Origin of the sequence: Streptomyces luteolifulvus (assembly GCF_008806595.1) — a bacterium.
Lineage (GTDB): Bacteria > Actinomycetota > Actinomycetes > Streptomycetales > Streptomycetaceae > Streptomyces > Streptomyces luteolifulvus.
The window spans coordinates 78,735-88,160 of sequence record NZ_VZRB01000034.1 but is presented as its reverse complement, the minus strand read 5'-3'; the positions used below and the strand labels follow the sequence as shown (position 1 = coordinate 88,160).

The 9,426-nt window shown below is 69.0% G+C and carries 5 protein-coding genes; all 5 read right to left on the bottom strand.

What is annotated here, in order from left to right:
- A partial coding sequence (locus F7R91_RS33705) for a DEAD/DEAH box helicase (protein WP_150955823.1) occupies positions 1–2,553 on the bottom strand: 2,553 nt, incomplete at its 3' end.
- Positions 2,554–2,634: 81 nt separating this feature from the next.
- The gene (locus F7R91_RS33700) at positions 2,635–5,253 is read right to left on the bottom strand and encodes a TniQ family protein (protein WP_225320932.1); all 2,619 of its coding nucleotides are present in this window, start codon (positions 5,251–5,253) and stop codon (positions 2,635–2,637) included.
- Positions 5,253–6,383 (bottom strand): ATP-binding protein, encoded by a 1,131-nt coding sequence (locus F7R91_RS33695; RefSeq protein WP_150955817.1) that lies wholly within the window; start codon positions 6,381–6,383, stop codon positions 5,253–5,255. The genes F7R91_RS33700 and F7R91_RS33695 overlap by 1 nt, the downstream gene beginning before the upstream one ends.
- Entirely contained in the window at positions 6,380–8,551 is a 2,172-nt protein-coding gene (locus F7R91_RS33690; RefSeq protein ID WP_150955814.1) for a Mu transposase C-terminal domain-containing protein, read from the bottom strand. The genes F7R91_RS33695 and F7R91_RS33690 overlap by 4 nt, the downstream gene beginning before the upstream one ends.
- Positions 8,548–9,300 carry a TnsA-like heteromeric transposase endonuclease subunit gene (locus tag F7R91_RS33685; RefSeq protein WP_150955811.1) on the bottom strand — a complete coding sequence of 251 codons (753 nt, stop codon included), beginning with the start codon at positions 9,298–9,300 and terminating at the stop codon, positions 8,548–8,550. The genes F7R91_RS33690 and F7R91_RS33685 overlap by 4 nt, the downstream gene beginning before the upstream one ends.
- Positions 9,301–9,426 lie beyond the last annotated feature (126 nt).

Sequence of the window (9,426 nt, the reverse complement as noted above, 5' to 3'; positions counted from 1 at the left end):
TTCGCGGGCCCAGGCCCGCACCTCGGCCACGTTCGGCGCCGCAGCTACGGACCGGGGCCGCCGGGCGGTGGGGACAGGTATGCGGGCCGGTGTGGGCGGCAGGTGCTCTGGCGTGGTGGCTGTGAAGCCGCGGCGTTCGAGGATGCGGCGGCGCTTGTGGTGCATGCGTTCCAGGAGGGGGACGTCGGCGTCGAGGTAGTCGTGGGTCTCGACGTGGGACTTCCGTGCTTCGGTGTTGCGCATGATTCGGCCGACCTGCTGGATGACGCGTCCCTTGAACGAGATGGGGCTGGTCAGGAAGAGGGTGTCGAGGCGTGGTGCGTCGAAGCCCTCGCCGGCGAGTTTGTCGATCGCCAGGAGCACCAGCGGTTCGTCGTGCTCCTGGGCCAGGGCAGAACGGACCCGGGCGCGCTCGGCCGGCGGCATGCCGCCGTGCAGGATCAGCGGGGTGATGCCGTGCGGTTGGAGGGCTTCGGTGAGCTGGTGGAGGTGTTCGACGCGGTTGGTCAGGGCCAGGCTGCAGCGGCCGCGTCGGGCGGCGTCGGCGATGTCCGCCGCGATCAGCTGATTGCGGGCGTCGTGGTGGGCGAGTTCGTTGTAGATGGTCTGGATGGAGGCGCCGTCGGTGCCTGGCTCGTCGGTGGTGAAGGTCGTGGGGTGCACGATGAGGTGCTTGACGAACGTGGTGGTGTCGTCGATCTCGTGGCGGATCGGGCCGCACTGCATCGTGATCACCGGGTCCATCTGGTCCGCCCGGTAGGGGGTGGCGGACAGCCCGATGAAGCGCGGTGCCTTCGCTCGGCGGATCGCCGCCTCGGCGCCTGGTGCGCCGACGGCATGGCACTCATCCACGATGACCAGGCCGTACCCGTCGAGCAGGTCGTCGGGAGCGTCGCGGTGGGACAGGGTCTGCAGCATGATCAAGTCGACGGTGTGGCCGCGGCGGTCCTTGCCTCCGCCGAGCGAGCCGACGTGCCGGTCGTCGAGGTCGAGGAAGGCGGCCAGACGCTCATGCCACTGAGTCAGCAGTTCTGCCCGGTTGACGATCACCGCGGTGGGGGTGTGGTGGTGGGCGATCAGGGCGCAGGCCATGACGGTCTTGCCGGAGCCGGGCGGCGCGACCAGGATGCCCGCCGGGTGGCCGCCCATCGCCTCGACGGCGGTGCGCTGGGTGGTGGTCAGCTGGCCTGTGAAGTGGGCGGTGATCGCGGGGGGTTCGGGCAGTTCGCTCGTGACGTCGAGGGTACCGTCAGCGGCGGCGATGAGCTGGGCGGCTTCGTCCACCAGGCCGCGGGGCAGTTTGAGCCAGTCGGGGTCGGATGCGTCGAAACAGCAGACGAGACGCGGGGTGGCCCAGGTGGAGAAGCGCTGGTTCTGTTTGCGGTAGAACTCCGGGTTGTGGAACGACGCCGTGTGCTTGAGCGCGGCCAGCAGTTGCGGCGGCAGCCCGGTCGTGGAGATCGCCAGCATCGCCGAGTGCCGGGCCTGAACGCGCGCGGGTGCCTTGCCGAGGGCCTTGCGGCGGGGCTTGGGCCCCAGCTCCGGGGCGGTCGGGGACGGGCCGGCCTTGACCGGGCCGAGCTTGTCGACGAGCACGTCGACGTCGGCCGGGGTCAGTCTCTCGATGCCTGCGAGGTGGGCGAACTGGTCGGGGTAGGGCTGCCAGGTGTCCGGGTCTACGAAGATGGTGGTGCCCTTGCCGCGGGAGATGCCGTGCAGCGGCAGTGCGATCAGGCTGCCGAACCGGAAGCTGCCCCTGGCCTTGGTTGGCAGGAAGTCCTGGGCGGGAAAGAGCCGGTCGTAGCTGGACAGCGCCATCTGCCCGCGGGCGTCGATCGCCCTGCGCAGCAGCGCCATCCCCAGGGCGCGGGCGGTGGCCGCCGCGACGGGCGCGGTGAAGAACGTCCACACATGCGCGCCCTTCCCGGACCGGGAGATCTCCAGGACGGCGGGAACGCCCGCCTCGTGGCAGGCCGTGACGTACGCGCTCGCGTCGGCGCGCCAGTCGCTGCCGTCCTTGCCGTCGAAATCGCACGCCAGCAGGCGGCAGGTGTCGTCGGCCAGCAGCGGATACAGCCCGATATGCAGCTCGCTGCGGCCCTGACGGGTCGGATCAAGATGGCGGTAGACGGACTCGTAGGTCAGTGGCCAGAACACCCGGTCCTCGTCGGCCTTGTTCTTGTCGAACGGGTTGTCCTCGGCCGGACTCCAGCCGGTCCTGCCCGACTTGGCGCTGACCCACCGCTTTGCGTAGACGTCCTCGCGGCCTGCGAACAGGGCCCTGAACAGGACGATCTTCGCCTCGGCGCTGGAGGAGGCATCCGCATACGGCAGCCCACCGGCCCCGGCTGGTGTCGGGGCCGGGACGGGCTCGGAAACGGGCGGCATGCCAACAGGTACGGTCTGGGCTTCTCGGCTCAGGAGGCTGCACAGCCGGGTGTTGTCCGCTCTCAGCCGGGCAATCTCCTCGCGCAGCTCTGCGTTCTCCTCCAGCGCCACGTCGAGACGGATGCGCAACTCGTCGGGATCGAGGCAGTCAGACCAATCCTCCACACCCCCATGATCCAGACTGTGCGTGCGTCACGCAGCGAAAGCAGTCAGGTTTCAGTCTCCTGGCGCTCTGTTCCATGGGGGTTACTGGCATTTCGGACGGGTCTGGTCGGCGAGGCGGAGGACTTCAGCGGCTTCGCGGAGGAAGTCGTGTCCGCGTGGGGTCGGTGCGAGAGGGCGGGTGGAGCGGTCGATGATGCAGAACCCGGCAGCCTTTTCGACTTTCGTGATGCGTTGTCTGAGGGCGCTGTCGCGTCCGTCGTAAATGGCGCGTGCGGCGGCGGCGAGGCTGGTGTGGCCCGGGATTTGGACGATGGTTCGCAGCCGGTCGAGTGCGGTGGGGGATGCGGTCACAGCCTGCATGGCCGGGGACGGGGTGCAGGGCAGATCGAGGTGGCCGATGGCGTTGTAGCGGCGCTCGGTGCTGCGGATCGGGAGGTCCCATCCTCTGGCCAGGGTGGTCAGGTGGTAGTGGCTGACGCGGCGTTCGCGGGCGAGTTCGGCCATGGTGCGCCGCTTTTCGACGTACTCGCGGTGGAGCCATGCGCGGGTGATGTCGGGACGTGGTGACAGCCGGTCGGGCCGGGGGCGGAGCGGGACTTCGTCGTGGGCCAGCAGTGCGCGGACGGTGTCGGGGTTGCAGGAGGCCAGCTGGGCGATGTGTGTGAGTTCCAGTCGTTGGTTTTCGTAGAGGTCACGGAGCTCTTCTGGGGCGAGAATGCCCTGACGGACCTCGACAGTTTCGGGCGTGAGCTGGTTCGACAGGTTGCCGATCGCGTTACTGGGGGTGGTCGTGCTGATGTCCGCGAGGTCGCAGTAGAGGCGGATGTGCTCGGCGCTCCCGCCGAGGGCGTTGCCGGCTTCGTGGACGGAGGTGACCGTGCTCAGGAGGTCACGGACGGCGCCTGGGGCGAGGCTTGTTGGGGTGATGCCGGGCCATGTCGCACCGGTCACCCAGGAGTTGGGGGGTTCCCAGGTCAGAGGTTCGTCGATGCTATGGCGGGCGAGGTTGTCCTCGGCCTGCTGGCGGAGGAATGCGCGAAGCGCTGGGGGCGCGCGGAAACGGAATTCGGTGCAGTTGAAGGCGAATCGAGTGTTGGCGCCGCTGGGCGGCGGGTGAATTTCACCTGTCAGCAGCATCAGCAGATACCACTGCAGCAGGGCAGCGCGGTGCCCTTGTCCGCTTCTCCAGCCGTGCTGGGCGCATAACCGTTTGTAGCCGCTGTGATCGAGGCTGACGGAGGCGTAGGTAAACGTGGCTCGCCGACGTGCGTAGTCGATCGGGGCGCCGTTGGCGTCCAGGGCGTAGGCGAGTTGGGCCAGCGTCGAGGCCAGCGGCGTGAGGTCAGTATCGCAGTAGAGGCGTCGCTCGACGCTGTCGCGATCGGTGTGGATCTGGCCGTTGTCCAGCAGCGGGCCGACGCGTTCGAAGTTCAGTTCTGGCGGTCCGCCGGGCAGCAGAAGGAAACTGCTGCAGCCGCGCCGGAAGGCGCCGACGCGCAGCTTGGCCCTATCTTTCAGCCGCGGCAGCAGGCGCATGGTCCACCCCGGCCAGAGCATCGAGGGGATGAACGCCGCCCGCTGGATGATGGTGTCAGCCTGCAGCGTGGGCCAGCGCGGCCTGGGGCTGGCGCTGGCGTAGCGCAGCCGGGCGTGCAGGGTGGCCTGGGAGTCGAGTCTGGCCAGGGTCCGCTCGACGAGTGCGGGGCCGCTCCAGGACCATCTGCCCGCTCGTTTGCCGATGTTGGCTCTCGGGGTCTGCTGGAGCGACTGGTCGGCCTCGAGGATCCAGTCGAAGAGGGCGTCGTGGTCGCGATGGCCGGGGTGGAGAGCGACGTGCGCCAGGGTGGTGCCGAGGGCCGCGTTGTGGGCGTCGTGTCCGACATCCTTGTCGGTCAGGTGCGGTAGTACACCGCCGCACTCGATCAGCGCGGCGCGTACCACGTCCGGTGCCTGATCGGCGAGGGTGTGCAGGCCCCGCAGGACCCGCCAGGCCAGGGCGTAGAGCTGCTTGAGCTCCGCCAGCGCCGTCGGCCGTGCGTAGGCGTCGCCGGCCAGAAGGGAGAGGATGCGCTGCTGCGCAGGGAGCACCAGACCTGCTTCGGGCAGTTTGAGGGCGGGAGCCTGCGACAGGTCGGCTCCGCACGGCCGACGGCCGGGGCGATCTTGGGGGCCGGCCAGGCTGTCGCGGGTGCAGACGCCGGCGACACGTGGACCCAGTCGGCGTGCTGTCCATGGGTGTGGCGCCCGGTGGCAGTTGGGGCAGAAGTCGAGCAGCAGCGCGCGGTGGGTGAGGCAGGCGAAGGCCCAGGGAAGGCGCCAGAACACCGGGCCCCGGCCGGTGTTCTCGGCGAGACATGCGGGGCAATAACGGGTACGGGCGGCGCTGAATCTCCATGCGGGAGGCCGCATCAGTCGGCGTCGGTCGGGATGGATCGTCACGGCCAGCCCGTCGTAGGGCTCGAGCGTCATCGCCCTCAGCGCCTGCTGCGGGACGCCGGTGGCGCGATGGAGGGCATCGGCCTCGGCGGCCGTGAGCCGCACGGCCATCTGGGTCATGCGGGCCCCGGCCAGGCCGATGGCGTCGAGGAACGCGCTGTTCGTGGCGTGCAGGCGCCGAGCGTAGGCGCCGATCCAGCTCTGAAGCGCTTCGCCGGGCAGCGGCATCAGCGAGATCGGGAGCGAGCCGCCCCTCCAAGTCATCACGCACTCTTCCTGCTTCGGCGGGTCTGGGGGCGGGATGTCAGCAGTCCGGCGTCGAGGGCGGCGGCGAGTTCGCGACGGGCTTCCTCGGCGGCTGCGTCATTGTTCACCTGGTCCATCAGCCCGGCATCCAGCCGTTCGTGGCGTGTGCGAACCGCCCGCAGGCATCCGCGGTTGATCAGCGCCATGAGCGAGGCGAAGTGGCCGCTGGAGCGGGCCAGGAGGTAGTCGGAGAGATCGTCCGCGAGCATGCCGGGATACTTCTCGGCCAGCACCAGCCTGTGCTCGATGGTCAGCAGCAGGCGCCGCCACTCCAGGCGCCTTTCTTCGGTGTCGACCTGGAAGGGACGCAGCGACAGAGCGGTGGTGCGACGGCCGAACTGCGCGTGCAGGGTTTGGTCGGGCGACAGCCCCTCGGTCAGGATGCCGCGCGCGCGAACCCCGACCCCGATGTAGACCAAGGTGACGGGGAACGTGTTGGCCAGGAACTTCAGGTGGTTGGCCATGGCCGCGGTCGCCCGAGCCGAGGCGTCCAGGAAGTGGATGTCGTCGATGATGAAGACGGCCGTCTTCAAGCTCAGCACCGCGTCCTTGGCCCGCTCGGCCAAGGCATCGGCATCTCCTCGGGTGGGCAGCCCGTAAAACCGGCAGATCGCCGCGTTCAGGCCGCGGATACGGGTGTTTCCGCTCAAGGCGATGTAGAGGACCGGGACCCGGCGATGGCCCTGCGGGGTGGTCTCTCCACGCAGGGCGATCTGCGCGCGGTGGAAGTCCCGCCCGTACTCGAGCACTGCCGTGCTCTTGCCCAGCCCGGGATAGGCGTCGACCAGGGCCGCGGGCTTGGCCTTGTCCCCGTCATGCCGGTTGGACTCGACGATCTCGGCCAGCTCGTCGTGCAGGTGCAGCAGCTGAGGAGTCTTGATCGGCCCAAGATTCGCGTGCCAGACCGCCCGCCGGTCGTTGTGCCGCAGCAGCGCCGCCGGAGACAGGGCCGCCAGCTGCGAGCGCGAGAGCTTCTCCGGCTGGCTTCGCTCGGGGCCGTTCGCGAACGCCAGCCAGCCCTCCAGCCGCGTGGGCGAGTACTGCCGGTCGTCGCCCTCGAAGACACCGGCTTCCTCGGCCCTGCTCACCGGCTGTCCATCATGTCGGCGTAGAACTCGTCCTCCGCCAGCAAGACTTCTTCGTCGCCGGGGAATGCGGCTGCGCCCTCATCGTCCTCGTCATCGTCCCCGCTCAGATCCGCCTCAGCAGGCTCAACCACCTGCAGATCCGGCCCTTCCGCGACCTCAGACCCACCGGAGGGCGAGGCCACCGCTGCCAATCGGCGCACCGACGGCAACTGGGTGACGTCGTTTGCCGGGGCGTCGTCCTCGCCGACCAGCCGCAGCCGTTCCTGCGCGAGCCGCACCGCCATGCGCCGCTCGACCCGGTCGGCCGTCAGCCCCGCGCCCCACCGCTCTAGCAGCTCGATCAGGGCGCGTTTGGTGTCGGGGAAGCGGTGGGTGCGGGCCGCGAGCCGACGGGCATAGACCAACGCCTCACGGCTCACGGGACCGTTCAACGCGGCAGCGTGTTCCCAGTCCAGGGTATGCCACCGGTGCGTCTGGAGATCTTGGAAGTAGACCTTGGTGATGTCGCCGCGGTCCACCGCGATCGGCCACTTGCCCGCGTTCACTCCGCGATACGGGCTGGGCCGGTTGCGGTACTTGTCGAGCGCCTTGCCGTTGTAGCGCAGGCCGTGGATCTCCACGCCATAGTGCTGGATCGTGGTCCGCTCCTCCTCCAAGAATTCCAAGGCCAGATGAGGACGGGCCGGGATCCGCAACGGGCCGGCGCGGGTGACGCCGTGCTCGAACATCTCCAGCGGGCTCAGCTCCAGCCCCGCCACCTCCGGGACAGCGAGCCCGCGGTGGCGGCGCCGGTGATAGATCCGGGTGATCCACTCCCGGATGACCGCCTCGAGCTCGTCGAGGAAGAAGAACGCCTCTTCCTCCACGGCCTCACCCCGGCTGTGCACGTCGGAGCCCTTGTAGCCGGGCAGAGCCGCGAGAAGGCCCTGATTCAGGGTCCTGAACCAGCGCTCCACCGGCTTGTCGGTCGGGGTGTAAGGGCGGGCCGGCTGCAGTGAGATGCCCAGCTTGGTGCAGACACTCTGGATGTGGTTCGAGACATAGATCTTGCCGTGGTCGAAGATGATGGACTCCGCGGCCACCGAGGGCAGTACCGGCTGACCGTCGCGGTCGACCAACTGCTCGGCGTCCACCACGACGGTGGACGGCACTCCGCAATACGGCAGCGGCTCACACCCGTCTCCCGGCGTCTCACGCGGACGGACCGTCTCGAACAGCACGCTGGCCACGTCCACCGACTGCGTGGACACCGGCGTCAGCCGCAGCCCGGTGATGACCCTGCTGTACAAGTCCATTGCGACCGTGAGCTCGCACTGCACCCAGCGGCAGGTCACCGGCTCCATCGCGAACACGTCCAGCCGGTTGGTGTCGAGCACCACGTATTCACCCGGACGCGTCGCCCGCAGCCGGCCGTAGACACCCTGCGGCCGGTTCGCGATCGAGCGCTTGCCCTTCGTGCTGCCCTCGAAGGCGTTGGTGCCCTTCTCCAACTCGCGCAGCAACTCGTAACCGGTCGTCTTTGCCGGGATCGGCACCGCACCGCAGCCATGCTCCCTGGCCAGGCGCTCCTCGATCTCCAGCAGGACCAGTTTGCGTACCGGTCGACTGGATGTCACATGCCCTGCCAGCACCGAGCGGGCCATCTCCACCCAGCGCGGATCCGCCCGGTCCAGCACATTGCGCACCCGGCGCTCGCTCACCAGACCGGCCGGCCCGGACTTCCTCACCGCCGCCACCCAGCGGCGGACCGTACTTTCCCCCACCCCGAGTTCCGCAGCCTTGGCCGCGTACCGGTGCAGCAGCGCAGTCCCCAGAGCGTAGTCCGGCCGCGGCTCGCCCTCCAGCGCCAACTCCGAGGAGCCGAGCTGGTAGCCGGTGAGGACTTCTTGGACATGGCGGACCCGGACCGTCAGCTCATCGTCCTCCTCATCGCTCAGCCCGCCCAGCCGCGCGGCGGCCGCAGGCTCCTCTACGGGGACCGCCGTCAGGATCTGCGTCGAGGGATGAGACAGCAGCATCGAGACATCGACTTGCCGCCAAGCCGGGGCCTTTTCGCCCGAGGCCTGCTGCAGCAACACCCGGCGTCCGGTGACCTCGACGACCGTGAACCGCTCGCCGTCGAAACTCAGTGGCAGACCCGGCCGCAACGTCGCCGTCCACGCGCTCATGCACACCTCCGCAACACCGAATCGCCCGAGATCGGACGGGAGAGATCGGTGACCAGCCGCCCGGACCACAACAACGCCATCAGGGCAGGCCGCACCTCATGGGCCGGGCGTCCGCCCGCCAGCCGTCGCTCGGCCACCGCAAGCTCATCCCCATCCCGCACGCTCTGCCAGGCGGCGCGGACATCTTCTTCCGGCACCACGCCCGGCCGCCGGTAGGCCGCCAGGAACCGCACGTTCGCCAGCACCACAGGATCCGCGCCCGACCAGACCTCGTACTCCCAACCACACCGCTCGACCAGCTCACCCGGCCACGCCAGCGCCTCCGATACCTTCGGCTCGCCCAGCCGGTCTGCCGACTTGGCGATCACCACCCGTGCCGTTCCCGACCGCATCACCAGCAAGAAGTCCGGAACATGCCGCCGCACGCGGTCGCCGATCCGGGCCATCAGACGGCACGGCTGGCCATAGATCCCCCGCACCGCAGGATCGAAGTCGGCCAGCAGCAACCGGGCCAGTTCCAGTCGGCTCTCATGCACGACCGGCCCCGCTGTGGTGGCCGACATGTACGTGCCGGAATAGTGCCGTTGGCCGCGCACCGAACGGAACTGCCGCCACGGCACCGAGTCCGCGAAGTCGGCCAGCCGCAACACAGAGAACGGCACTGTACGGACCGAATCGTCGACGTACCGGATCGACGCAGAGGGCACCTCACCCTCGTCGCCGACCCTGCTCATGCTGTGTACGGCCATGGCACCAGACGGTATGGAGCGCTGGTGCGCAACCGCTGCGAAAGATCACATCAGCCCGACAAACGGCAACTACTGACCGTAGTCAGTGCTCATGATCGCCTGGAAATGCTCAGACGGTGCTCATGG

Bases quoted from the DNA above. Each gene is read 5' to 3' on its own strand.
- F7R91_RS33685 (WP_150955811.1), bottom strand. From the start codon at position 9,300: ATGGCCGTACACAGCATGAGCAGGGTCGGCGACGAGGGTGAGGTGCCC.
- F7R91_RS33700 (WP_225320932.1), bottom strand. From the start codon at position 5,253: ATGACTTGGAGGGGCGGCTCGCTCCCGATCTCGCTGATGCCGCTGCCC.
- F7R91_RS33690 (WP_150955814.1), bottom strand. From the start codon at position 8,551: ATGAGCGCGTGGACGGCGACGTTGCGGCCGGGTCTGCCACTGAGTTTC.